A 23329-nucleotide genomic window follows, 5' to 3' on the forward strand; every position below is an offset into this window, starting at 1 on the left:
CCGCCGCCTAGACGAATGCCCGGATGTCGACGTTCTCGGCATCCAGCAGGGCCCTTACGGCCACGGCCATGGCGGTGGCGTCGGGTGAGTCGCCGTGGATGCACACGGACTGCGCGTCCACGTGCACATCGGTGCCGTCGATCGCCGTGACCACACCCTCGGTGACCATGCGCAACACACGCTGGGCCACCACATCCGGGTCGTGCAGCACGGCGCCGGGTTCGCGCCGCGACACCAGGGTGCCCTCGGGTGTATACGCGCGGTCGGCGAACGCCTCGGTCACCACGATCAACCCTGCGCGTTCGGCTTCCTTGAGGAACGCCGATCCGGGAAGCCCGAGAACAGGCAGTGTGGTGTTGTACGAGCGGATCGCCTCCACCACCGCGCGGGCCTGCTCGCGGTGGTGCACGATCGCGTTGTACAGAGCGCCGTGCGGTTTGACGTAACTCACCGCCGATCCCGCTGCTCGGGCGAGACCGTCGAGCGCGCCGATCTGATAGATGACCTCGGCGGTGAGTTCGGCCGGCTCGACGTCGATGAACCGTCGACCGAATCCCGTCAGATCGTGGTACCCCACCTGTGCTCCGATGCGCACGGTGTGAACGGCTGCACCCCTACAGGTTTCGAGTAGAGTCGATGGATCGCCCGCGTGGAATCCGCAGGCGATGTTTGCGCTCGTGACGAGCGAGAGCATGGTCTCGTCGTCGCCGAGTCGCCACTGCCCGTAGCTTTCGCCCAGGTCGCTGTTGAGGTCGATACGGGTCACGTGTCCGATTCTAGGCGTGTGTCAGATACTCGCCCCGACGTCCTTCGCGACGATGTTGTCGAGCGCACGTTCGGCGACGGCGGCGATGGTCATCGACGGGTTGCACGCACCGGACTGACCCGGAAGCAGCGCACCGTCGAGCACGTACAGGCCGCGCTGGCCGTGTACTCGTCCGTCGAGGTCGCAGACGCGGCCCATGCTTGCACCGCCGAGCGGGTGCCACGTGGACGGCACGATGGCGTTGGTGTCGGTGGCAACGCCCGTATTGCCGACGATCCTGCGCACCATGGGATCGATGTGGCCGTTCTGGATTGCTGCGTCGCCATCCCTCGGCCAGTGCAGGATCGCATCGTCGGCCGCGGAGTCGTAGACGAACGACCCGCGGCTGTCGCTGATGCCGTAGCCCACGAGCACGGTGCTGCGGGTGTTGAGGCCGATCGCCGGAATCGATGCCTGGATCACCGTGAACGCGGTGTTCGGGTCGTCCCAGTTCTTGCTGCCGTAGACGACCGGGCCACCCTGCAGTGCGCCGAAGTCCTCACGCATGTCGGACCAGAGGTAGATGCGGTCGGCGTTGCTGCCCCAATTGCGTCCGAGATCGTCGGGGAGATCCGGGATCTGCCCCTTCTGCGACGCCCGGACCAGCAGCCGGGTCGTGTTGAGGCTACCGGCGGCAAGGATGAGCGTGTCGGTGGTGAGGATCTTGTTCTCGAGGAGCTTCCCGGAGGTGTCGATCCGGTCGACGTACACCGTCCACCGGCCGTCGGATGCTCGCTCGATGTCCTTGACCTCATGTTGGGCCTGGACGGTCACCAGACCCGTCGCCTCGGCGGCGGCGATGTAGGTGACGTCGACGGAATGCTTGCCGCCGTTGTTGACACCGAGAGCGCCGGAGCCGTCCGTGTACGACGGAGCCATCTCGCCGCGCAGTTCGGCGAGGGCGTAGTCCCAGTCGATAGGCATGGGAATCTTGTCGAGCGGAAGCCCGGCCTGTTTCACGCGCTCGGCGAAGATCCGCGCGGCGGCGTAGTTGGGGTGGGAGACGAGTTCGTCGGGGGCGGTCGCGAGCCCCAGCATCCTCGACACGCGCGGGTAGTGGACGCGATTCATGGTGGTCCAGTCGAGCTCGTTCGGGAAGTGAGTGTTGAACACTTCCTCGCTGGGCTGCAACGACATTCCCTGGTAGACCAGCGAGCCACCGCCGACGCCTGCGGCGCACACGGCGGTCATGTTCTGTCCGACGACAGCCTCGACCAGGCCGGTGTGCGGCTCGACCATGACGGGCCTGCCGAAGAGTTCGGGTGCGGAGCGGAACCACAGCATGCGCCCGTCGGGTGCGTCGACTCGCGGGAAGGTCGTCGCGTCGGGGCCGGTGGGCCAGCGCTTTCCCCGTTCGAGAATGGTGACGGGCACTCCGGCTTCGGCCAGGCGCAGTGCGCTCACACCGCCGCCGAATCCGGAGCCGATGACGACGACGCGGTGTTCTTCGCGTGTCAGCGGAACTCTGTTCGCCCGGGCAGCGGTGCCGGTCGAAGCGTATGCAGCCGATGATCCCGCCAACGTGGCGCCGATGGTGGCTGCGCCAGCGAGAAATGTGCGCCTCGTGATGATCGACAAGTTTCCGTCCCCCCAGAATGTGCTCGGGCCGGGTGGATGTCCCCCTGGCCGCGTGCAAAACTAGACAGAGTGGTCCAAAGTGTCAAGGTTTTGGCATCGCGGGGCCCAGCCACCTGGTGAGAAATTGCCGCAACTCGTCGTCCGAGTGCATCTCGGGGTCGTCGAACAGAACCACCGACAATCCGAGGAAGAGCGTGACATCGGTGATGTCGTCGATCTCGGGAACTGTCTCCGGGTACTTCTCGCTCATGGGCTCGAGCAGTTGTCGCACGACCGGCTCGGCCCGGCTCACCATGCCCGTGTCGAAGAAGGGATGCTCACGGCCCGAACGGTGCAACGCGGAGAGCACCGGGTTGCCGCGCACCGCAGCTCGTCCCGCGACGAGCAGTTCGACGACGTACTCGCACGGCGACTCGGTTCCGTTCAACCGCGTGAGGATATCGTCGAGCTCTGCCAGCGCAGCGCTCGCGACCGCTTGCGACACCAGATCTTCCCGACTCCCGAATATCGAGTACACGGTCTGTCGGGAGACACCGGACGCCTTCGCTACCCCTGCGATGCTGACGGCATCGAACCCGTCGCGCGTGATGAGCGTGAGCGTCGCGTCGAGAACCTTCGTACGGGAGCGCATCTGCTGATTGTCCCGTACCGAGCGGGCGTCATGACGCCGGTGTGAGAACCCGCCCAGCGCCCCGGCGACGTTGCACCGATCCGATGGTCCGGCACACGAGGTAGATGACGAAGGCGATCGTGGTGATGAAACTCGACACCGGGACACCGGGTGCGAGCGCGAGCAGGATGCCACCGACGGCCGCGACCTCGGCGAAGATCACCGACAGGACCGTTGCCGCGAGTGGTCCTCGAGTCACCCGCGCCGCTGCGGCGGCCGGTGTGATGAGCAACGCCATGACGAGCAGCGCACCGACGATCTGCACACCGAGTGCAGCGGTGATGCCGACGAGCACGGCGAAGACCATCGAGAGTGCCCGCACCGGCACGCCGCGTGCGGCGGCGACCTCCGGGTCGGTGCTCGCGAACAGCAGCGGGCGGTACATCAGGAGCAGGGCGCCGATCACCACCACTGCGCAGCCCGCGAGCAGCGAGATGCCGGTTCCACCGGGCGCCACGATCTGTCCGGTCAACAGCGAGAACGCTGCGCCGGTGCGCCCGTCGTACGCCCACAGCAGCAGCACTGCGAGGCCGAGTCCGAAGGCCATGACGACGCCGATCACCGAGTCCCGTTCGCGGGCACGGGTACCGAGCAACCCGAACAGGATCGCGGCGACCACCGCGCCGACGACCGCACCGAGCCCGACGGACACCCCGACCAGCAGTGCTGCGGCGGCGCCGGTGAGCGACAGTTCGGAGGTGCCGTGCACCGAGAACGCCATCTGACGGCTGATGATCAGGGGCCCGATGACGCCGGCGAGGAGACCGAGGATCGCGCCGGAGATCAGCGCCTGCTGCACGAAGTCGTACTGCAGCAGATCGGCTGTGGCCCGGAAATCGAACAGACGTCCCATTGCGTCCGTGAACTTGCTGCTCATTCGTTGTCTTCCGGGTGGTGATGGTGGACGCCTTCGCCGGGACGGAGCCCGCCCGCGCTGCCGAGTGCATCGATGGCGTCGCCCGTGCCGACGACGACGAGCCGCCCTCGCATCTCGAGCACTTCGACTTCGGTGCGGTACAGCTCGGAGAGCACCTCGGAGGTCATGACTTCCGAGGGTGTGCCGATGCGGAACTGGCCGTCGACGAGATACAGCACTCGATCGACGAGGGGGAGGATCGGATTGATCTCGTGGGTGACGAACAGGACGGCGGTGTCGTGGTCCTTGCGTCGCTGGTCGATGAGCGTCGACACGAGATGCTGGTTGGCGAGGTCGAGGCTGAGCAGCGGTTCGTCGCACAGCAGTACCTGCGGATCACCCACGAGCGCCTGCGCCACGCGGAGTCGTTGCTGTTCTCCGCCGGACAGGTCGCCCACCAGCGCGTTCGCGTACGACTGCGCGCCGACCTGGGCGATTGCGGCGTCCACAGCGGCCTTGCGGCGCTTGAAATGTCGAATGCCGGTGCCCCACAGGTGCCCGTCCACGCCGAGTCCGACGAGGTCGCGGCCGCGCAGCGGGACACCCACCTCGAGGGTCTTCTGTTGCGGCACGTATCCGACGTGGGGGCTGCCGGTGTGGACAGGTGTGCCCGCGATGGTGGCGGTGCCGGAGCTGAGCGGTAGCTGACCGAGCAGGACCTTGAGCAGGGAGGTCTTTCCGGCGCCGTTCGGCCCGAGGACCGCGACGAACTCTCCGGGGTGCACCGCGAGGTCGAGGTGGTCCCAGAGGGTGCGTTCGCCGAACGCCAATCGGGCGCCGCTCAGTTCGACCGCGTGGGGATGGTCGGGTAGGGATGATGTCACCGGGTCCGCGTTCTCGAGCTGTGGTCAGGGGCTGTCAGGGATTACGACGCAGAATCGAGTCCGGCGGCGAGCGACTCGGCGGTCCGGGTCTGCCACTGAATGTAATCGACTCCCTCGGGGAGGGTCTCGAAAACCTCGACGACGGGAATGCCTGAGGTCTCGGCGGCGGAGCGCATCTCCCGGCTCACTTTGTCCTCGGTCTGCGGATTGTAGAGAAGGACGCCGACCCTCTTGTCCAGCAGCAGTTGCCGGGTTTCGGCGATGCTCGCGGGCGACGGGTCGGTGCCGTTCTCGATCGCGTTGGTGAAGTCGGTGGGGGTCACGTCGTCGAGGCCGGCCGACAGTACGAGATAGTGGCCGATGGTCTCGGTCTGCGCGATGGGTGCGTCGGCGTGGGTGTCCGCGATCCGGGTTGTCACGTCGGAGATGCTGTGCAGGCTCTCGTGGAAATCGGCGGCATTGGCGCGGTACACCTCGGCGCCGTCCGGGTCGAGTTCGGAGAGCTGCTCGGCGATGGCGTGGGCAACGGCATCGGCGGTCGCGAGGTCGTACCAGACGTGCTCGTTGACGCCGTTGTGATCATGGCCCGCGTGATCGTCACCGGCGTGATCGTGTGCGGCCTCGTCTTCTGTCGGTGTTTCGGATGCGGGGGCGTCCGTGCTCGTGCCGTGGTCGTGGCCTGAGTGCAGGTCGCTGTATTCACCCGACTCGAACAAGGCGAACGCTTCGACGGTAGGGACATCGTCACCGATGGACTCGAGGATGTCGTCGACGAAGTGGTCGTATCCGCCGCCGTTGTAGACCACCAGCGACGCGTCGCTGATCGCAGCGGCATCGAGCGGGCTGGCTTCGTAGGAGTGTGGGTCGGCGTTCGGCTCGGAGATCAGCGATTCGACCTCGATACGGTCTCCCGCGACGGCCTGGGCGACCGAGCCCCACACGTTCGTCGACGCGACCACGCTCAGGTCGCCGTCCGAGCCGGAGTCGCCGGTCGTGCCGGAGCCACACGCTGCGAGGACGGTGGCGCACGACAGTGTGGCTGCGGCGAGCGCGGCGCGGGAGGACATACGCACTGGTGTTCTCTCCTGAGTCGGGGAGCGCAGGAAGGTGGTGAGGCCACCCTAACGCTATTGGAAACCGTTACCGTTCCACTTTAACGGACGATTTCGCGCATTCTTCCCAACCCGCCTGGTCGTGAGCATCGCCACAGGACTACGGTCCGATCATGTCCAGGTCCCGTCAGCCGCGCCGACAGGCGACTCTGGCGTCGATCGCCGCCGAGCTGAGAATCTCTCGCACCACGGTCTCGAACGCGTACAACCGACCAGATCAACTATCCACCGAGCTGCGCGAACGGGTCTTCGAAGTCGCCAAACGCCGCGGCTACGCAGGTCCCGATCCGATGGCCCGCTCGCTGCGTACCCGCAAGGCCGGTGCGGTCGGGGTGCTCCTCACCGAGGCGCTCAGCTACTCGTTCCGCGACCCCGCCGCGATGAGTTTTCTCTCCGGCCTATCCGAAGCATGCGAGGCCGCCGGACAGGGTTTGCTCCTCATTCCTGCAGGACCGGGCCTCACCGACGCCGAGGCCGCGCAGGTCGTGCATCGCTCGTCCGTCGACGGGTTCGTCGTCTATTCCGTACCGCCGGAGGACCCCTATCTGGCCGCGGTGCTCGAGCGGCACCTGCCGATCGTCGCGTGCGACCAGCCGCGCGGTATCGGTGCGGCGCCCGTCGTCGGAATCGACGACCGCCGCCCGATGCGTGATCTCGCCACCCACCTGATCGAGCTCGGGCACTGCGAGTTCGGGATCGTCTGCATGCGGCTCGGCCGCGAACGGCACGACGGCGTCGTCGACCTCTCCGTCCTCGAGGACGCGGGCTTCCACGTCCAGCACGAGCGTATCCGCGGGGTGCGCGACGCCATGCGCGATGCCGGGCTGGACGACTCCGCGCTCACCGTGGTCGAACGGTTCACCCACACCTCCGGAGACGGGCAGTCCGCCGCGGCACAGATCATGAGCGTCAACCCGCGCATCACCGCGCTGATGTGTACCACCGATGTGCTGGCGCTCGGTGCACTCGCATGGGCCGACCGAGCCGGACTCGATGTCCCCGGCCACCTGTCGATCACCGGGTTCGACGGCGTCGACGAGGCACTTCGCGAAGGTCTGACGACGGTGAGTCAGCCCCAGAAGGACAAAGGACGTCGCGCGGGTGAGCTGCTGCTGGCCTCACCCGCGCACTCGGGCATCCCCGAGATCGAGACCCTCGACACCCAGCTGGTGTTCGGCAAGACCTCGGGGCCGGTCGAGAGCACCGGCTGGTACGCAGAGTAGGGCTGCTCAGGCGGGGTTGGCTGCGAGCAGTTGCGCGCAACGCAGGAGCCCGATGTGGCTGTACGCCTGCGGATGATTGCCCAGCGACCGCTCGGCCACCGGGTCGTACTCCTCACTGAGCAGACCGGTCGGCCCCGCGGCGGCGACGAGCTGAGTGAAGAGCGCCTCTGCGTCGTTGCGCTGCCCGATGAGCAGATACGCCTCGACGAGCCATGCCGCGCACAGGTGGAAGCCACCTTCGACGCCCGGCAGTCCGTCCTCGTGGCGGTACCGATACACCGTCGAACCACTCCGCAATTCCGATTCGGTGGCCCGAACGGTCTCGCGGAACCGCTCGTCGGTGGGGTCGATCAGTCCGGTCAGTCCGATGAACAGGGTTGCGGCGTCGAGATCGGTGCCGTCGTATGCGGCGGTGTAAGAGCGGACATCGTCGTTCCAGCCCTTCTCGAGGACCTCCTCCGCGATCTCGTCGCGGAGTGATTCCCAACCTTCACCGGCGGGACGTGAGAACCTCTCGGCTAGTGCGAGGGCGCGATCGACGGTGAGCCAGCCCATCACCTTCGAATAGACGTGGTGTCGCGGGTTGTCGCGGATCTCCCAGATGCCGTGATCAGGCTCGAACCAGCGACGTTCGACGGCCGTGACCATCGAGCACACCAGCTCCCAGTCGCGATCGGTGAGCGCGGACACGTGGTCGGCGCCGCGTGAATCACGGCGATGCGCGATCGCGGAGATCAGATTCACGATGGGTCCGAACACATCGAGTTGGACCTGCTGATTGGCCGCGTTCCCGACGCGCACCGGTCGTGAACCTGCATATCCGGGAAGGGAATCGAGCACGGCCTCCGGAGGTAGCGGGCCACCGGTGAGGGTGTAGAGCGGATGCAGACGCTCCGGTCCTGGGAGTGTCTCGAGGACATCGTGTACCCAGTCGAGGTAGTTCTCGGCCTCGGTGAGGGAACCCACGTCCACGAGCGCGTGGGACGTCAGTGCCGCATCGCGCAGCCAGCAGTACCGGTAGTCCCAGTTGCGCACGCCGCCGATCTCTTCCGGCAGCGATGTGGTCGCTGCCGCGAGGATCGAGCCGGTCGGTTCGTGGACGAGGCCGCGCAAGGTGAGCGCCGACCGCTTGGCGAGATCGGGCTTGAGAGTAGGGAGGTCGAGCTCGGCGGCCCACTGCCACCAGTACGCTTCCGCGTGTGCGCGCCGCTCCACCTCGGACGCCGGATGTGGTCCGAGATCGTCTGTTCCGCAGCGTAATTCCAAGGTGATGTCGCCGTCGGTCGGGTCGACGACGGCGTGCGCGGTGTGGTGGACGCCCTCGCTGGTGATGTCCCAGCGGACTCCCGGTGACCGCAGGACGAACGGTTCGTTGAAGCCGTGCACGCGCAGACCGTCGTCGATGGCCTCGAGGATCACCTGGCCCTGGCCGAACTCGGGACGCGGTGCGAACGTCACGGCTGCCGATGCGCGGCCGGAGATCACGCGCGTCAGGTCGGTGCGGCCGGCGTCGACGTCGTGCGGCAGGTAGTCGATCACCGCGAGGCTCGCCCAGCGGGTCACGACCGTCATCGTAGAGTCGACGTACCGCTGGCTCAGCGGAAGTGCTTCGCGCGTCGGGCCGATCGTGAAATGACCGGCGGCGTCGCCGCCGAGGAGATGAGCGAAGATCGCGGCCGAATCAGGTTCCGGATGGCACAACCAGGTGATGGTGCCATCGGGGGTGACCAGCGCCTTGGAGCGCGGGCTTGCGAGCATCGTGAGTCGTTCGATCGGTGCGGCGTGCGCGCCCGAGAGCCACGTGCGGCGTTCCTCGAGGAGGAATGCCAGGGCGGCGACCACGTCCTCGGAGCGATCCACCCGGTACTCGGCGACTGTCTCGCCTTCGCCGACCTTGATACCCACATCGGGTCCGTGCAGGGAGGCGAATGCCTTCTCGTCGGTGACGTCGTCCCCGAAGAACACCGCGGCGCTCGAGGCTTCCTGGTGTCGGATGATGTCGAGTGCGCTGCCCTTGTCGGTCGGGACGACGGACAGTTCGATGACGGCCTTGCCTTCGGTGACCTGGATGCCGGGGAGCAGCGCGAGATCGCCGCGTACCGCCGTCAGGGCGGATTCGGCATCCTCGGGTGCGGCGTTGCGTACGTGCAGGGCGGCGCTGGCGGGCTTCGCCTCCACCCCGACACCGGGGAATCGCCTCGCGATGGCCTCGAGCCCCGCGACGATGTCGTGGAGTCGGCTCCGGGACTCGTCGTCGATCGCATGCACGAATCCGACATCGAACTCGGAGCCGTGGCTTCCCACCAGCTTGACTTCCACAGGCAGACGCGAAAGCACTGCCAGATCCTTGAGCGCGCGTCCCGAGATGACCGCGGCGGAGGTCGCGGGCAGTACCGCGAGGCCCCGCAGGGCTCGGACCGCTTCGGCGTGCGGATGAGCTTTGTCCGGATCGGACACGATGGGGGACAACGTGCCGTCGTAGTCGCTCGCGACCAACAGCCGGGGCGCGCGTGCGACGGCGGCCAGCGCCCGGCGCAGCTCGATGGGGAGATCTAGTGCGCTCACCTGTCCCAAGGTAGGCGAAAAAACCCGTGCATCCACCCGTGTGGAGGCAATAGTGGGGGTGTTTCGTGTTACACCGTCGGAGTGCCGGACGAAAGGGTCGTTCGGCTCAGGAATCGCCGCGCGATTCGGCGCCACCGGGCGTGGAGTACACCTCGCGTGGGGAATCGCCGAGCAGCAGGTCGACGGTCAGTTCCAGCCGGCGTGCGACGTCGGTGGCCGAGGAGCGGCGGGTCAACCACGCCACGAGGTTCGACAACCACACATCGCTGATGACGCGCGCGATCGCGAGTTCTTCCTCGGTGGGTTCGCCCTCGTTCATCGCCTTGGCGAAGAGCCGGTCCATGAGCTTGCCCACCTGGTCGACCTCGGCGGCGGCCGACGCATCGGCGAACATGAAGGCCCGGGTCATCGCCTCGGTGAGCAGTGGGTCGCGCTGCATGGCCTTGGTGATCAAGCTCAGGATCAGATGCATGCGTTCGAGCGGACTGTGGCCGGGCGGGATCTTCCCCCGGCCTTCGATGCGGGCGAATTCGCGCCCGAGTGCCGAGACCAGCAGGTGCACCTTCGACGGGAAATACCGGTACAGCGTGCCCACCGCGACGTCGGCACGCTCTGCCACCGCGCGCATCTGCACGGCCTCGTAGCCGCCCTTGGACGCGAGCGTCAGGGTGGCATCGAGAATCCGCTTGCGCCGTTCCTTCTGGGCGTTGGAACTGAGATCGTCCTCGGTGAGGGCGGTCAGGGTTCCGTTGCCATTGGAACGCGAGCGAGACGGGGTGGCCATAGATCGTTTTCCTCACACCTTGACTCTGAACCGGTGTCATATTAGAACACGTTCTAGGTAAGAATGTCATTTCGAAAGGTCGGAGACCCGCTGTGAGTATTGCCATGACAGAGGAACAGCGGGCCGTTCAGGCTTCTGTTCAGGCCTGGTCACGAGCCGTGGAGCCGGTGTCCAGGATACGTCGGAACCCCGACGACGCGTGGCGCGAGGGCTGGACGTCGCTCGCCGAACTCGGACTGTTCGGTGTTGCAGTTCCGGAAGAGGCCGGAGGGCTCGGTGCCACCGTGGTCGACCTGGCCGTCATGCTCGAACAGGCCGCACACGAACTCGCTCCCGGGCCCGTCGTGACGACTGCCGTCGCTGCGCTCGTGTTCGGTCGCGGCGGAGATTCGGCGGTGAAGACGGCCACCCTGCTCGCGGAAGGTGCCCTGCCCGCTGCCGTCGCGCTCGACCCGGTCGCCGCCGAGTCCACTGCCGACGGTGTCGTGCTGACCGGTGAGGCAGGCGCGGTGATCGCGGCGGAGTCCGGTGTTGCAGTCCTCGTCCGGCTCGACGCCGACGGCCCCGAACTCTGGGGGCTGGTGGATCCCGACGCCCCGGGCATGCATCTGGACGTGCTCGACACGATCGACAAGTCGCGCCCGCTCGCACGGGTGCGGTTCGACGGAACGGTCGTTCCTGCAGACCGGGTGGTGCAGGCTCCCGCAGGGTTCGTCCGCGATCTCACCGTGGCACTCTCGGTGGCCGAACTTGCCGGTGTCGCAGGCTGGGCACTGACCACCGCAGTCGAATACGCCAAGATCCGCGAGCAGTTCGGCAAGCCCATCGGTTCGTTCCAGGCCATCAAGCACCTGTGCGCGGACATGCTGTGCCGCACGGAGAAGATCCGAGCCCTCGCCTGGGACGCAGCCGTCGCCGTGGACGCCGATCCGGCCGAACTGCCCGTCGCGGCCGCCGTCGCTGCGGCGGTGTCGCTGGACGCTGCTGTGAAGACCGCCGAGGACGCGATTCAGGTGCTCGGCGGAATCGGCTTCACCTGGGAACACGACGCGCACTTCTACCTGCGGCGCGCGGTGGCCACGAGGCAACTGCTCGGTGGTTCCACCGAGTGGCGCGCCCGCCTGACCGGTCTGACCCGCGCGGGCGCACGCCGTCACCTCGGAATCGACCTGTCCGAGCACGCCGCCGACCGCGAACGCATCCGCGGCGAGGTTGCGGCGATCGCGGCGCTACCCGAGTCCGAGCGCCGAGTGGCGCTTGCCGAATCCGGTTGTCTCGCACCGCACTGGCCCGCCCCATACGGGCGCGGGGCCGGCCCCGCCGAACAGCTCCTGATCCAGGAAGAACTTGCGGCCGCAGGAATCACACGGCCCGACCTGGTGATCGGATGGTGGGCGGTGCCGACCATCCTCGAGCACGGGACCAACGAGCAGATCGAACGTTTCGCGATGCCCACCCTGCGCGGCGACATCGTGTGGTGCCAGCTCTTCTCCGAGCCGGGCGCCGGATCCGATCTCGCGGCCCTGCGCACCACCGCGGAGAAGGTCGACGGCGGCTGGACACTGCAGGGACAGAAGGTGTGGACCTCACTCGCGCACGAGGCCGACTGGGCGATCTGCCTGGCCCGCACGGACCGTGATGCCCCGAAACACAAGGGCATCACGTACTTTCTGGTCGACATGAGGTCCGCGGGTATCACCGTGGCACCGCTTCGCGAGATCACCGGCGACGCGCTGTTCAACGAGGTGTTCCTCGACTCGGTGTTCGTGCCCGACGAGTGCGTCGTCGGTTCGCTCGGCGGCGGCTGGAAACTCGCACGGACCACGCTCGCGAACGAGCGGGTCGCGATGGGCGGGAAATCGTCGCTCGGCCCCGCAGTCGAAGAGCTCCTCGCCTCGGCTGCACCCGGCGACGCGGTGGCCGACGACCGGATCGGCACCCAGATCGGCGAGGCGCTGGTGGGGTCCCTGCTGGATCTGCGCACCACCCTCGCACAGCTCGAGGGCCAGGATCCCGGCCCGGCGTCGAGCGTGCGGAAGCTGATCGGGGTGCGTCAGCGTCAGGACACCGCGGAGCTCGCGATGGATCTCGCGGGGGAGGCGGGATGGGTGGAAGGTCCACTCACGCGTGAGTTCCTCAATCTGCGGTGCCTGACGATCGCGGGCGGTACGGAGCAGATCCTGCTCACCGTGGCGGCCGAGCGTCTTCTGGGACTGCCGAGGAGCTGACGGGTCCGGGGTATGGCGAGTCCCGAAGGCCGGGACGGGTCCGTCGTCGGTTTCGCGAGGCAGGCACGATACGAGCCGACGGCGGTTTCGCCGACACCGGAATGGTGCTACAACTAGAACACGTTCTAAATAGAAGGTGGTTACGGTGGATTTCGCACGTGACGAGACGCAGGAGGAAGTGGCCGGAGTCGCTGCCGACCTGCTCGGTCGGGGTCTGGGCTCCGACGAACTCTGGACCGCGCTCGCCGGTGCGGATCTGCTCTCCCTGGCATTGCCTGAACGGCTCGGTGGTTCCGGGCTCGGAGTTGCCGAGGCGCTCACCGTCCTCACCGAGGTCGGCCGCACCGCGGCTCTGATCCCGGCGCTGTCCACCATCGGATTCGGTGTGCTGCCCGTACTCGCGCTCGCCACCGACGAGCAGCAGGACAAATTGCTGAGCGGGGTCGCCGCCGGAGGTGTCCTCACCGCGGCGCTCGCAGAGCCGGGCCGTCCTTTCCCACAGACACCCGCCGCGACGGCCGTCGCGGTCGACGACGGTGTCGCGGTCACCGGGTCGTTCGTCGCGGTTCCCTACGCGGATCGGGCACACAGCATTCTTGTGCCCACCACAGCCGGTGTTGTCGCCGTGGCTCCGGACGCCGACGGGGTGACCCTGCGGGAGAGCCCCACGTCGGCGCACACCCCCGAATTCTCCGTCCGGCTCGACTCCACGGTCGGAATCCGGCTCGGTGCAGGGGCCGAGCCGGCATCCGACGTCGAGACCCTGTACCGCCTCGCGACCACCGCGATTGCCGCATACTCCGACGGACTGCTCACCGGCGCCACCGAACTCACCGCGAAGCATGTGAGCGAACGCCACCAGTTCGACAAGCCGCTCGCCACCTTCCAGGCCGTCGCGCAGCAGATCGCCGACGTATACGTCACCGCCCGGACCCTGCACGTGGCGGCCCTGTCGACCATCTGGCGGGTCTCCGAGGGACTCGACGCCGCAGACGATCTCGACGTCGCCGCCTACTGGATCGCCGCGGAGCTGCTCCCGGCGATGCGCGTGCTGCACCACCTGCACGGCGGCATCGGCGTCGACGAAACCTATCCGATGCACAGATATTCGTCGACGGCCAAGGATCTTGCGCGGCTGCTCGGCGGCGCTTCGTACCGACTCGACCTCGTGGGGGCCCGGTGTTCATCGAACTGACCGAAGACCAGCGCGCACTGCAGAACGAACTGCGCAGCTACTTCTCCAACCTGATCTCGCCCGAAGAGGCCGAGATCATGCGGACCGAGCGGCACGGACCCACCTACCGTGACGTGATCCGTCGCATGGGCAAGGACCGCTGGCTCGGCGTCGGCTGGCCCACCGAATTCGGCGGTCACGGCTTCGGCGACGTCGAACAGCAGATCTTCGCCAACGAGGCCGTCCGCGCCGACGTGCCGCTGCCCAGCGTCACGCTTCAGACCGTCGGCCCGACCCTGCAGGTGTACGGCACCGACGAGCAGAAGCAGAAGTTCCTGCCCGCGATCCTCGCCGGTGAGGTGCACTTCGCCATCGGCTACTCCGAGCCCGAAGCCGGCACAGACCTCGCGGCGCTGCGCACCACTGCGGTTCGCGACGGCGACGAGTACGTGATCAACGGCCAGAAGATCTTCACCACAGGCGGCCACGACGCCGACTACATCTGGCTCGCTGCCCGCACCGGATCCGCGGATTCCCGCCATCGGGGCATCTCCGTGTTCATCGTCGACACCAGCGACCCCGGCTTCAGCTGGACCCCGATCATCACCGCCGACGGCGCCCACCACATCAACGCCACGTACTACAGCGACGTGCGTGTGCCCGCGAGCATGCTCGTCGGTGAAGAGAACAAGGGCTGGCGCCTGATCACCACCCAGCTCAACCACGAACGCGTCATGCTCGGACCGGCCGGCAAGGTCGCGGGCATCTACGAACACCTCCTCGACTGGGTGCGCGAACACAAGCTCACCGACGAACCCGATGTACGCCGCGCACTCGGCGAGATCCACGCGACGTACCGGCTCAACGAACTGCTCAACTGGCAGGTCGCCTCGACTGACGGCGACGCCGTCGACATCGCCGACGCGTCGGCCACCAAGGTCTTCGCCACCGAACGCATCCAGCGGGTCGGCATGCTCGCCGAAGAGATCGTCGGACGCCATGGAGATCCCGCCGACCCCGACACCGGCGCGCTGCTCAGCTGGCTCGACATGCAGGCCAAGCGGAACGTCGTCATCACCTTCGGAGGCGGCGTCAACGAGGTGATGCGGGAACTGATCGCAACGGCCGGTCTCGGGATGCCCCGGGTGCCGCGATGACGGAGGCTGCGATGACTGACACAGGCACCATGAGCACGCCCGACGAGATCTTCGCCGCCGCCGACGGCGTCCGCGCCGACGGCCCGTCCGCGCCGCGCTCGGGCCGTGACCCGGTGAACCTGCCGATGATCCGCAACTGGGTCGAGGCGCTCGGCGACGACAACCCCATCTACACCGACGAAGCCTCGGCCATCGCCGCCGGCCACGGCGGTCTCGTCGCGCCTCCCGCGATGGCGCAGGTGTGGACGATGCGCGGACTCGGTGCCGAACGCGAGAAGGACGATCCGCTCGGCCGGATGACCGACATCCTCGACGAGGCAGGCTACACATCGGTGGTCGCGACCAATTGTGACCAGATCTACCACCGCTACCTTCGTCCCGGCGAAGAGGTGACGATCGAGTCCACACTCGAGGACGTCGTCGGGCCCAAGAAGACCGGACTCGGTGAGGGCTGGTTCTTCACCACCCGCAACATCTGGAAGGTCGGCGACGAAGCGGTCGCCGAGATGATCTTCCGCATCCTGAAGTTCGCACCCCCTGCCTCGGATGGTGGAGCGTCGAAGACGGTTGCAGCGCAGCAGGTACCCGAGGATCTCGACCCGACCCGCATGCTCCGCCCGTCCGCGTCGCACGATACGAAGTTCTTCTGGGACGGAGTCGCCGAGCACGAACTGCGGATCCAGCGCCGCCCCGACGGCTCACTGCAGCACCCCCCGGTCCCCGCGCTGTGGCTCGACAAGAACGAGACGACCGACTACGTCGTCGCGAGCGGTCGCGGCACCGTATTCAGCTTCGTGGTGCACCACGCACCGAAGGCGCCCGGGCGGCAGTTGCCGTTCGTCGTTGCGCTGGTGGAACTCGATGAGGGTGGCAGGGGCGACAGAGGAGGAATCCGCATGCTCGGCGAGCTGCGCGGTGTCGATCCGGCCGACGTGAAGATCGGAATGCCCGTCCAGGCAACCTATCTCGATTTCCCCGGCGACGACGAGACCGGCGGAAGCCCGTGGACCCTCTACGCCTGGCAGCCCTGTGAGGAGGACGCGTGAGCACATCCGCGACGACGGTGGGGGAAAAACTCCCACCCCTGTCCATCCACGGCGACCCGACGTTCGTGATCTCGACGGCGTTGGCCACCAGAGACTTCCAGGACGTCCATCACGACCGCGACCTCGCACAGCAGCGCGGCTCGAAGGACATCTTCGTCAACATCCTCACCGACACCGGACTCGTCCAGCGGTACCTGACCGACTGGGCCGGACCGCGTGCCGTCGTCAAATCCATCTCACTGCGCCTCGGTGTCCCGTGGTACGCGTACGACACGCTCACGTTGAACGGCACCGTCGCCGACATCGACGACGACGGTGTCATCACCCTCGACATCGTGGGCAGCAACTCACTCGGTAACCACATCGTCGCGAAAGCCACGTTCCTCGCAGGCGAGGGCGCATCCGAAGGAGGGGCCGCATGAGCGGGCTGTCGCGTAAGGCTGCGATCGCCGGAATCGGCGCGACCGATTTCTCCAAGGACTCCGGTCGCAGCGAACTGCGCCTCGCTGCAGAAGCAGTGACCGATGCCCTCGAGGATGCAGGACTGTCGCCGTCAGATGTCGACGGTCTGGTCTCCTTCACGATGGACACCAACACCGAGGTCGCAGTCGCGCGTGCGGTGGGTGTACCGAGCCTGAAGTTCTTCTCCCGCATCCACTACGGCGGCGGGGCTGCGGCCGCGACGGTGCAACAGGCCGCGATGGCGGTCGCGACCGGTGTCGCCGACGTCGTCGTCGCCTACCGCGCATTCAACGAGCGTTCCGGCGCCCGCTACGGGCAGGTCAACAGTGCTCTTGCGACCCAGGTGAATTCGTCGGGCACCGACAACGCGTTCTCCTACCCGCACGGACTGAGCACCCCGGCCTCGTTCGTTGCGATGACCGCGCAGCGCTACATGCACGTCACGGGGGCCACCAGCGCCGACTTCGGTGCTGTCGCGGTGGCAGACCGCAAGCACGCGGCGACGAACCCGAAGGCGTTCTTCCACGGTAAGCCGATCTCCCTCGAGGACCACCAGAACTCACGCTGGATTGCGGAGCCGCTGCATCTCCTCGACTGCTGCCAGGAATCGGATGGTGGTGTGGCACTGGTGATCACGACACCCGAGCGCGCCAAGGACCTGAAGCAGGCGCCGGCGATCATCACGGCGGCGGCGCAGGGTAGCGGCCCGGATCAGTACATCATGACGAGCTACTACCGGGACGGACTGACGGGTTTGCCCGAGATGGGCATCGTCGGCGACCAGTTGTGGGACCAGTCGGGCCTGACCCCGCAGGACGTGCAGACCGCGGTGCTCTACGACCACTTCACCCCGTACGTGCTGATGCAGCTCGAAGAGCTGGGCTTCTGTAAGCCCGGCGAAGCGAAGGACTTCATCGCCGACGGAGGAATCGAGCTCGGCGGGCACCTGCCGCTCAACACGCACGGCGGCCAGCTCGGCGAGGCCTACATCCACGGAATGAACGGAATCGCCGAGGGTGTTCGTCAGATTCGTGGTACCTCTGTCAATCAGGTGGATGCCGTCGAGAATGTGCTCGTCACCGCGGGCACCGGTGTCCCCACGTCCGGCCTGATGCTGGCGCGGTCCTGACCGGTCGAGCCCTGCCATCACCCAACCGAGAGGGACACTTTCATGAGCAACTTCGAAGGCAAGGTCGCGTTCGTCACCGGAGCCGCCCGCGGCCAGGGACGCTCGCACGCGCTCGCATTCGCTGAGGCGGGAGCGGATCTCGTCCTGTGCGACCGCTGTGAGGATTCGCCCGTGGTGCGGTATCCCCTCGCCACCGAGGACGATCTCGCGGAAACGGTACGTCTGGCCGAGGCCGCCGGCGCGAAGGTCGTCTCCGAGAAGCTCGACACCGCAGATCGCGCAGCGATGGACCGGCTCGTCGCACGTGCTCACGACGAGTTCGGCCGCATCGACATCGCGGTCGCCAACGCCGGTGTGTCGACGGCCGCGCCGGTCCAGTCGATGCCGCAGGCGATGTGGGACGAGACGATCTCGTCGAACCTGACGGGTGTGTTCAACACGATCGCCGCCGTGTCGCCCGGAATGATCGACCGCGGCTACGGACGGATCGTGACGATCTCGTCGATGCTCGGGCGCGCCGGCAACACCAACATGGTCGCCTATGGTGCGTCGAAGTGGGGTGTCATCGGCCTGACCAAGAGTGCCGCATTGGATCTCGCGCAGAACGGGATCACCGTCAACGCCATCGCACCCGGCAACATCTCCACCCCGATGATCCACAACGACGCGCTCTACGGCATGCTCCGACCCGATCTGGAGAACCCCACCGCCGACGACGTCGCCCCGGTCTTCGCGTCGTTGCATGCGCAGCCCGTGCCGTGGCTCGAGCCCGCCGAGATCACTCGCGCGGTGCTGTTCTTCTGCGATGAGGCCGCCGCGCACATCAGCGGCACCGTCCTGCCGATCGATGCGGGGAACGCCGCGCGGGTCACCGGCTAGCGTCTTCGGGACCGGCTCCGCTCTGCGGGGTCGGTCCCGACGGCATGCGTCGGCAACCGACCCGTTCCGAACAGCGCGGCCACCGCGAGCAGAGCAGTCACACCGAACGCCACCTGCAGGGATTCGAGCCGTGCATCGCTGTTGACGGCGACGACGGCGTCGCGTGTCTGCTCGTCCAGACCCGCCGCGGCCAGGGCGCCGTCGAGTTCGGTATTCGACAGGAATGGCACGCCCTGTGCGATCCGAGTGCCGGCCTGCTGCTGGACGGTCGCCGGGATCTCGGGGTTGTCCTCGATCCCCGCGGCCACCGAGGTGGAGAGCGTGGCGATGAGGATCGACCCGATCAATGCCGTACCGAGCGACGCACCGAGGTTGGTGGCGGTGTTCTGCACGCCACCGACCTCGGCGCTCTGCGACTCCGGCACCGCCGACACCGTGATCGCTCCGAGCTGTGAGGACAACGCCCCGAGCCCGAGACCCATGAACAGCATCGGGATCGCGACGACGGCTGCCGTCGCGCCGGGATCCATGCCCGCGGTGAGTACGACGATCCCGATGATCATCGACGCGAGTCCGAAACGCACCACTCGCCGGGGATTCGCGTGCGGCCAGAGCTTGGGGATACCTGCCGCGGCGAGCACGAGTGCGAGCGAAAGCGGGAGGATTCGCACACCCGTCTCGAGTGCACTCAACTCCAGCACCACGGACAGGAACAGCGGCACCGAGAAGAACACCCCGGCCTGAACTGCGAACTGGGCGAAGAACATCGTCAACCCTCCGGTGAGCTGACGGTTCTCGAACAATGCCGGATCGATGAGTGGATCGCGCTTCTGCGCGACCAGCGCGTGCTGCCGTCGCATGAACACGTAGAGGACCAGCAACCCGCCGAGGATCAGCCAGATCACGGGGGACGCACCGATGATCTCCGGGCCGGCAGGTGCGGCGATCACCCAGCCCCATTCGCTCGACCGCAGCACGCCGTACACGACCATCGCCAGCCCTACCACCGACGTGACCGCGCTGGGCACGTCGATCGACACCGGCGACGCCGGAACATCCTTCACCTGCCGCAACACGAGCAGGATCAGCGCCACCACGACGACCTCACCGAAGAACACATACCGCCACGACGCGAATGTCGTCACCGCTCCACCGAGTAGGGGGCCGACTGCGACGGCCATCGCACCGGCTGCTGCAACGAGGCCGTACGCCGCTGCGCGCCGTTCGGGCGGGAAGTTGGCTGCGACGAGTGACACGATCGCCGGCATGATCAGCGCCGCGCCGATCCCTTCGAGCAGCGACCATCCCACCAGCAGGACCACCAGGTTCGGGGCGAGGCCGGTGACAAGCGATCCGACCGCGTAGATCACGAGGCCGATGGCGAAGGCCCTGCGTCGTCCGAGCGCGGCGCCGATCTTGCCGCCCGTGATCATCAGAGAGGCCATCACCAGCGTGTACAGGGTGATGGCAGTCTGAATTCCGGTGATCGTCGTGCCGAGATCCTGCGCGACGGTCGCCATCGACACGTTCATCACCGAGCTGTCGAGCGTCATCAGGAATTGGCCCGATGCCAGCACTGCCAGGACGAGTGCGGAGCCCGATCGCACTTCCGGACCTGATCTACGACTCTTGCCCATTGTCGAACCGGCTTCCGATTCCAGAAGTGACCCGCGCAGTAGAAGATAAAAATACAGCAGAACCGGGCCTCGATGGCGAGACCCGCTGAATCGGTCGCAGGGTGTCGGTGCCTCGGTGCACACTGGGCGAGCAACCCACATCCAGGAGAGAACTCATGGCTGATGCCATTGTTGTCGAAGGATTGATCAAACGGTTCGGGGGTCTCACCGCGCTCGACGGTATCGATCTCCGTGTTCCCGAGGGCACGGTCACGGCGCTGCTCGGCCCCAACGGTGCCGGGAAGACCACGGCGGTTCGTGTGCTGACGACGCTGCTCGTACCTGACGGTGGGCGCGCCGAGGTCGCCGGTTTCGATGTCGTCGCCGACTCCGCAGCGCTGCGCACGCAGATCGGTGCCTCGGGCCAGTACGCCGCGGTCGACGAGTATCTCACCGGGTACGAGAACCTCGAAATGGTCGGGCGCCTTTACCACCTCGGGGCCAAACGGAGCCGCGAGCGGGCACGCGAGCTGCTCGACCAATTCGACCTTGTCGATGCCGGCGACCGTCCCGTGAAGACCTACTCGGGTGGTATGCGGCGCCGGCTCGATCTCGCCGGTGCTCTGGTCGCCGAGCCGCCCGTGCTGTTCCTCGACGAGCCCACCACAGGCCTCGATCCCCGCGCCCGACTCGGCCTGTGGGACATCATCGAGAAGCTTGTCGAACGCGGCACCACCCTGCTGCTCACCACGCAGTACATGGACGAGGCGGAACGGCTCGCCGACCGGATCGTCGTGATCGATCGGGGCACCATCATCGCCCGCGGTACCGCCGACGAACTCAAGGCGCTCGTCGGCGGTGAACGCATCGAGCTCCTCGTTCCCGACGCCGGGCAGGTCGAGACGGCGCGCTCCGCGCTCGCCGAACTCGCGGCCGGCGACATCCGAATCGAATCCGGTCGGGTGATCGTGCCTGCCACCGGCGGAACCGAACTGCTCGTTGCGGCACTCGGGCGGGTCGCGGAGGTCGGCGTCCGGGTCACCGACGTCACGCTGCGCCGGCCCACCCTCGACGATGTGTTCCTCACCCTGACGGGCCACGAGGCGGAGGAGAAGATCGAGGAGTCGGCGTCGTGAACACCTTGCAGATGACCGCCTCCGACGGTCTGACCATCGCAAAACGCAACATCATCAAGATCAAGCGCGTTCCGGACCTGATCGTCTTCACGACGCTGTCGCCGATCATGTTCGTGCTGCTCTTCGCGTACGTGTTCGGGAGCGCGATCCAGATCCCCGGCACGTCGTACCGGGAGTTCCTCATCGCCGGCGTGTTCACTCAGACCGTGATCTTCGGTGCCACGTGGACGGGCCTCGGCATGGTCGAAGATCTGCAGAAGGGCATCATCGACCGATTCCGGACGCTGCCGATGGCGCCGTCCGCCGTGTTGATCGGCCGCACCTCCACCGACGTGCTCATCAACATCGTGAGCTTGGTGGTCATGTCGCTGACCGGCCTGGTGGTCGGTTGGCGTATCAATTCGTCGCCCCTCGAGGCGCTCGCCGGCTACGTCCTGCTGTTGTTGTTCGCCTATGCCTTGTCGTGGCTCATGGCGGTGGTGGGCATGTGGATCCGCACGCCGGAAGTGTTCAACAACGCCAGCTTCATGGTGATCTTCCCGCTGTCGTTCATCGCCAACACATTCGTCGATACGTCGCAGATGCCGCCCGTGCTGCGCACGTTCGCCGAATGGAACCCGGTGTCGGCGGTGACCCAGGCCGTCCGCGAGTTGTTCGGCAACACCAATCCGATGATGCCGGTGCCCGAGGTGTGGCCGTTGCAGAATCCCATCATTGCGTCATTGTTGTGGACTGCTCTGATGCTGGTCGTGTTCGTGCCGTTCGCGATCCGTCGCTACAAGAAGGCAGTGAGCCGATAGAAGGAAGTGAGCCGCTGATGCTTCCACGGAGCGGGGGCGCCGTGTAACAGCTCATTGCCCGCGCTGTGCGGCCCATCCGTTGATCGCGGTCGCGAACTCGGTCGACGCGGGCAGCAGTGCCGGGCCGTCGGCGATGCCTGCGGGCAGCGGGCCGAGTTCTTCGAGGGTGTGGTTGGCCGTGGTGAAGTGCCCGAACTGCAGATCGGTGTGTTCGAGCGAGATCCGCAGCGGCTCGATCTGATCGCAGGTGATGTTGAGGTCCTTGTCGGAGCACGTCAGTAGCACCGGGGTGCCGTCCGGGAGAGATGCGGCGAGGTCCGGAGGATTGAGCGCGTCGGCCTCGGCCAGGAACGTCGCTGTGAACTCGTTGAAACCGAACTGTTGCATCATCGGGCTCATGCCCTCCGGGACGGTGCCGGTGCTGCGAAGTGAATCGACGGCGCGGGGAATGTCGTTGCGCAGTGCGTCGGCGTCGGCTTCGGAGAGCTGCCCTGAGTTCGCGAGCGCCTCGAGCTGGCCGCTCAGCAGGTCGAGGTAGCGCATCGACAGCGGTGCGAGCAGCCCGTAGCCGTCGCCGATGCCGCGCTCTGCGAGCGCCAGTGTGGTCAGGCCGCCTTCGCTGTGGCCGAGGACGAGGATGTCGTCGACTCCGAACCCGGTTCGCTCCGAAAGGAGCTCGGCAGCGGCCTGAGCATGGTCTACCTGATCGGTGAATCCGTAGACGTTGCCGGTCTCGGGCGCGTACGAGCCGAGTCCGGTGGCGCCCGCGCCGATCTTGTCGAACCGCAGGCTGGCGATGCCCTGGGCAGCGAGCGACTCGGAGACGCGAAGCAGGGTGTCGGCGACCATCATCGGTGCCTGGTTGCCGTTTCGATCGGTGACTCCACTGCCCGGTAACAGCAACGCGGCGCCCTTGACCTCACCGTCGGGGTTGCGCAGGCTGCCGTGGAAGGTGGTTCCCGAAGCGTCGAACGTGACTTCGGTGTCGGAGCCGGATGGTGCGATGACGGATCCGGTGTCGGGCAGTGCCGACGCGGTTCCGGTGAATGTCGCACCGCCCGCCACGACGAGCAGAGGAATCGTTGCTGCACCGATCACACTTCGAAGGCTTCGCATAGTGGCGAACCCTAACAAACCTCGTAAACCTTCACCATTTCCGAGCGAATGTAGCACTCGTCTCGTCAGACAGAACCAGGGATACATTCGCTCGGAAATGGTTGGGTCG

Annotated in this window: 20 protein-coding genes; 10 read left to right on the forward strand and 10 right to left on the reverse strand. The window is 66.8% G+C overall.

Features of this window, described 5'->3' with window-relative positions; genetic code table 11:
* Positions 1 to 7 precede the first annotated feature (7 nt).
* From Q7514_RS14675 to Q7514_RS14700, 6 genes are all read right to left on the reverse strand, one after another.
* Complete coding sequence (locus Q7514_RS14675; RefSeq protein WP_330134007.1) at positions 8 to 766, reverse strand: LamB/YcsF family protein; 759 nt, start codon at positions 764 to 766, stop codon at positions 8 to 10.
* A 21-nt stretch (positions 767 to 787) separates the two neighbouring features.
* Positions 788 to 2383, reverse strand: coding sequence for a GMC oxidoreductase (locus tag Q7514_RS14680; protein ID WP_330134008.1), 1596 nt, complete (start codon positions 2381 to 2383; stop codon positions 788 to 790).
* Positions 2384 to 2465: 82 nt separating this feature from the next.
* Positions 2466 to 3014 carry a TetR/AcrR family transcriptional regulator gene (locus Q7514_RS14685; protein ID WP_330134009.1) on the reverse strand — a complete coding sequence of 183 codons (549 nt, stop codon included), beginning with the start codon at positions 3012 to 3014 and terminating at the stop codon, positions 2466 to 2468.
* Positions 3015 to 3042: 28 nt separating this feature from the next.
* A complete protein-coding gene (locus Q7514_RS14690; RefSeq protein WP_330134010.1) occupies positions 3043 to 3930 on the reverse strand; it encodes a metal ABC transporter permease in 888 nt (295 codons plus the stop codon).
* Positions 3927 to 4793, reverse strand: coding sequence for a metal ABC transporter ATP-binding protein (locus Q7514_RS14695; RefSeq protein ID WP_330134011.1), 867 nt, complete (start codon positions 4791 to 4793; stop codon positions 3927 to 3929). Before Q7514_RS14695 ends, Q7514_RS14690 begins: the two co-directional genes overlap by 4 nt.
* 41 nt (positions 4794 to 4834) lie before the next feature.
* Positions 4835 to 5866, reverse strand: coding sequence for a metal ABC transporter solute-binding protein, Zn/Mn family (locus tag Q7514_RS14700; RefSeq protein WP_330134012.1), 1032 nt, complete (start codon positions 5864 to 5866; stop codon positions 4835 to 4837).
* 152 nt (positions 5867 to 6018) lie between these two features.
* Between Q7514_RS14700 and Q7514_RS14705 the strand changes: the two genes are divergently transcribed.
* Positions 6019 to 7128 carry a LacI family DNA-binding transcriptional regulator gene (locus Q7514_RS14705; RefSeq protein WP_330134013.1) on the forward strand — a complete coding sequence of 370 codons (1110 nt, stop codon included), beginning with the start codon at positions 6019 to 6021 and terminating at the stop codon, positions 7126 to 7128.
* A 6-nt stretch (positions 7129 to 7134) separates the two neighbouring features.
* On the opposite strand, the gene otsB is transcribed toward Q7514_RS14705, so the two are convergent.
* Both otsB and kstR read right to left on the reverse strand, forming a co-directional pair.
* Positions 7135 to 9693 carry a trehalose-phosphatase gene (gene otsB / locus Q7514_RS14710; RefSeq protein ID WP_330134014.1) on the reverse strand — a complete coding sequence of 853 codons (2559 nt, stop codon included), beginning with the start codon at positions 9691 to 9693 and terminating at the stop codon, positions 7135 to 7137.
* Between the two features lie 106 nt (positions 9694 to 9799).
* A complete protein-coding gene (gene kstR / locus Q7514_RS14715; protein ID WP_330134015.1) occupies positions 9800 to 10477 on the reverse strand; it encodes a cholesterol catabolism transcriptional regulator KstR in 678 nt (225 codons plus the stop codon).
* A 92-nt stretch (positions 10478 to 10569) separates the two neighbouring features.
* On the opposite strand from kstR, the gene Q7514_RS14720 reads away from it, so the two are divergent.
* The 7 genes from Q7514_RS14720 (at position 10570) to Q7514_RS14750 (ending at position 18552) form a co-directional block, all read left to right on the forward strand.
* Positions 10570 to 12705 (forward strand): acyl-CoA dehydrogenase, encoded by a 2136-nt coding sequence (locus Q7514_RS14720; RefSeq protein WP_330134016.1) that lies wholly within the window; start codon positions 10570 to 10572, stop codon positions 12703 to 12705.
* A gap of 145 nt (positions 12706 to 12850) precedes the next feature.
* The gene (locus tag Q7514_RS14725; protein WP_330134017.1) at positions 12851 to 13900 is read left to right on the forward strand and encodes an acyl-CoA dehydrogenase family protein; all 1050 of its coding nucleotides are present in this window, start codon (positions 12851 to 12853) and stop codon (positions 13898 to 13900) included.
* Positions 13885 to 15036, forward strand: coding sequence for an acyl-CoA dehydrogenase family protein (locus Q7514_RS14730; protein ID WP_330134018.1), 1152 nt, complete (start codon positions 13885 to 13887; stop codon positions 15034 to 15036). Before Q7514_RS14725 ends, Q7514_RS14730 begins: the two co-directional genes overlap by 16 nt.
* Before the next feature lie 11 nt (positions 15037 to 15047).
* Complete coding sequence (locus Q7514_RS14735; RefSeq protein WP_330134019.1) at positions 15048 to 16082, forward strand: bifunctional MaoC family dehydratase N-terminal/OB-fold nucleic acid binding domain-containing protein; 1035 nt, start codon at positions 15048 to 15050, stop codon at positions 16080 to 16082.
* Entirely contained in the window at positions 16079 to 16504 is a 426-nt protein-coding gene (locus Q7514_RS14740; protein ID WP_330134020.1) for a MaoC family dehydratase, read from the forward strand. Before Q7514_RS14735 ends, Q7514_RS14740 begins: the two co-directional genes overlap by 4 nt.
* Positions 16501 to 17673, forward strand: coding sequence for a lipid-transfer protein (locus Q7514_RS14745; protein WP_330134021.1), 1173 nt, complete (start codon positions 16501 to 16503; stop codon positions 17671 to 17673). The genes Q7514_RS14740 and Q7514_RS14745 overlap by 4 nt, the downstream gene beginning before the upstream one ends.
* Before the next feature lie 42 nt (positions 17674 to 17715).
* Positions 17716 to 18552 carry a mycofactocin-coupled SDR family oxidoreductase gene (locus Q7514_RS14750; RefSeq protein WP_330134022.1) on the forward strand — a complete coding sequence of 279 codons (837 nt, stop codon included), beginning with the start codon at positions 17716 to 17718 and terminating at the stop codon, positions 18550 to 18552.
* Here the strand turns inward: Q7514_RS14750 and Q7514_RS14755 are convergent.
* A complete protein-coding gene (locus Q7514_RS14755) occupies positions 18549 to 20189 on the reverse strand; it encodes an MFS transporter (RefSeq protein WP_330134023.1) in 1641 nt (546 codons plus the stop codon). The two genes, Q7514_RS14750 and Q7514_RS14755, sit on opposite strands and share 4 nt — an antisense overlap.
* Positions 20190 to 20344: 155 nt before the next feature.
* On the opposite strand from Q7514_RS14755, the gene Q7514_RS14760 reads away from it, so the two are divergent.
* A complete protein-coding gene (locus Q7514_RS14760) occupies positions 20345 to 21304 on the forward strand; it encodes an ATP-binding cassette domain-containing protein (protein WP_330134024.1) in 960 nt (319 codons plus the stop codon).
* Between the two features lie 11 nt (positions 21305 to 21315).
* The gene (locus Q7514_RS14765) at positions 21316 to 22104 is read left to right on the forward strand and encodes an ABC transporter permease (protein ID WP_330134254.1); all 789 of its coding nucleotides are present in this window, start codon (positions 21316 to 21318) and stop codon (positions 22102 to 22104) included.
* Between the two features lie 51 nt (positions 22105 to 22155).
* Here the strand turns inward: Q7514_RS14765 and Q7514_RS14770 are convergent, their stop codons facing one another.
* Positions 22156 to 23202, reverse strand: a complete 1047-nt coding sequence (locus Q7514_RS14770) for an alpha/beta hydrolase (protein WP_330134025.1) — start codon at positions 23200 to 23202, stop codon at positions 22156 to 22158.
* Positions 23203 to 23329 lie beyond the last annotated feature (127 nt).

Origin of the sequence: Rhodococcus artemisiae, assembly GCF_036327795.1 — a bacterium.
GTDB classification, from domain to species: Bacteria; Actinomycetota; Actinomycetes; order Mycobacteriales; family Mycobacteriaceae; genus Rhodococcus; species Rhodococcus artemisiae.

Excerpts from the sequence above, each read along its gene's own strand:
- kstR (WP_330134015.1), bottom strand. The coding sequence starts at position 10,477 with ATGGCCACCCCGTCTCGCTCGCGTTCCAATGGCAACGGAACCCTGACC.
- Q7514_RS14685 (WP_330134009.1), bottom strand. The coding sequence starts at position 3,014 with ATGCGCTCCCGTACGAAGGTTCTCGACGCGACGCTCACGCTCATCACG.
- Q7514_RS14755 (WP_330134023.1), bottom strand. The coding sequence starts at position 20,189 with ATGGGCAAGAGTCGTAGATCAGGTCCGGAAGTGCGATCGGGCTCCGCA.
- Q7514_RS14705 (WP_330134013.1), top strand. The coding sequence starts at position 6,019 with ATGTCCAGGTCCCGTCAGCCGCGCCGACAGGCGACTCTGGCGTCGATC.
- Q7514_RS14765 (WP_330134254.1), top strand. The coding sequence starts at position 21,316 with ATGACCGCCTCCGACGGTCTGACCATCGCAAAACGCAACATCATCAAG.
- Q7514_RS14760 (WP_330134024.1), top strand. The coding sequence starts at position 20,345 with ATGGCTGATGCCATTGTTGTCGAAGGATTGATCAAACGGTTCGGGGGT.
- Q7514_RS14745 (WP_330134021.1), top strand. The coding sequence starts at position 16,501 with ATGAGCGGGCTGTCGCGTAAGGCTGCGATCGCCGGAATCGGCGCGACC.
- Q7514_RS14735 (WP_330134019.1), top strand. The coding sequence starts at position 15,048 with ATGACTGACACAGGCACCATGAGCACGCCCGACGAGATCTTCGCCGCC.
- Q7514_RS14750 (WP_330134022.1), top strand. The coding sequence starts at position 17,716 with ATGAGCAACTTCGAAGGCAAGGTCGCGTTCGTCACCGGAGCCGCCCGC.
- Q7514_RS14690 (WP_330134010.1), bottom strand. The coding sequence starts at position 3,930 with ATGAGCAGCAAGTTCACGGACGCAATGGGACGTCTGTTCGATTTCCGG.